Source organism: Lentiprolixibacter sp. (assembly GCF_982873095.1).
Genome location: NZ_CEYNTP010000093.1, coordinates 8,165 through 9,765, shown reverse-complemented (window position 1 = coordinate 9,765; position 1,601 = coordinate 8,165). Strand labels below are relative to the sequence as shown.

General features: G+C 46.2%; 1 protein-coding gene. It reads right to left on the bottom strand.

Features of this window, described 5'->3' with window-relative positions; all coding sequences use genetic code 11:
- Positions 1–1,601: CarD family transcriptional regulator (locus AC4E7D_RS07245; RefSeq protein ID WP_490173144.1), on the bottom strand; the 1,601-nt coding region annotated here is incomplete at both ends.

Here is a 1,601-nt window from a genome sequence, read left to right as displayed (position 1 = left end):
CCGGCATATCCTGCAAACGCTCAGTAAACGTCCGGAAATGCTGGAAGGCCAGGATGGTAGTGGGCACAAGTACGGCAACCTGCTTTCCGTTTTCTACGGCTTTAAAGGCTGCCCTGATAGCCACTTCCGTTTTCCCAAATCCGACGTCCCCGCAAATAAGCCGGTCCATAGGGCGCGTACTTTCCATGTCTCTTTTGATATCAGCTGTAGCGGTACTCTGATCCGGGGTGTCTTCGTAAAGAAAGGAAGCTTCCAGCTCGTGTTGCAAATAACTGTCGGGGGCATACTGAAACCCTTTCTGTAATCTCCGTTTGGCATATACCTTAATGAGGTCAAATGCGATCTTTTTGACCCGCGATTTAGTTTTTTGCTTGAGTTTTTTCCAGGCGGCTGAACCCAGCTTGTAGATCTTTGGCACTGCGCCATCTTTGCCGTTGTATTTGGCAATTTTGTGCAGGGAATGTATACTCACATAAAGGATATCCCTGTCGCTATACATAAGTTTGATCGCCTCCTGCGTTTTCCCCTCTACTTCTATTTTTTTAAGTCCGCCAAACTTGCCTATCCCGTGGTCGATATGGGTAACATAGTCACCAATCTCCAGTTTATTGAGTTCTTTGAGGGTGATGGCCTGTTTTTTTGCATAGCCGTTTTTGATGTGGAACCTGTGATACCGCTCAAAAACCTGGTGGTCCGTAAGGCATACCAGTTTCAGGTCGTCACTGATAAATCCCTGGTAGAGCGGAAGCACCAGGGTCTTGTAGTGCACTGTTTCCTCCATCTCGTCAAAAATGTCATGGAAGCGTTGTGCCTGTTCTTCCGTGGCGCAACAGAGCACATTTTGGTATCCCTGCTCATGATAGTCATTCAGGGCTTCAATTAGCAAGTCGAATTTCTTGTTAAAAGCAGGTTGGGGATGGGTGCTGAAGCTGATATTTTTTATTTCCCTGTCGCCATTAAGTGACGGGCTGCCACTAGGAGTACTCCCGCTTAACGTAATTACCGGAAACAACCTGAGCTGTATTGCAAGCGTTTGGCTGTTCATGAACAACTCTTGTGGGGAACTGCGTTTTATTTCACTGTCCAGTTTGGAAAATGTTTCCTCTGCTTTATGAAAGAAATCGTCAATCCTGTGGAAACAGCGTTCCGGATTTTTAAGAAAGACCTTGGTGTGGCTGGAGATATATTTCAAAAAACTCTCACGGGACTCCTGTAAAAATTTGTTTTCGACATTTGGGATAATGCGTATCCGTTTTACCCGGTCTGTAGAAAGTTGGGTTTCCACATCAAAGGTGCGGATACTGTCTACTTCGTTCCCAAAGAATTCGATACGGTAAGGTTCGTCATGAGAGAAGGAGAATACGTCAACTATTCCTCCCCTTACAGAAAATTCCCCAGGTTCAGTGACAAAATCAACGCGTTTAAATTCGTATTCAAAAAGCGTTTCATTGAGGAAGTCCAGGGAAAAGGAATCCCCTACCTGCATTTTAAGGGTGCTTTTGTCGAGTTCTTCCCTGGTCACCACCTTTTCGAACAGGGCCTCCGGATAGGTGACGATCAGGGCGGGCTTTTTCCGGGAATTGATCCGGTTGAGGACTTCG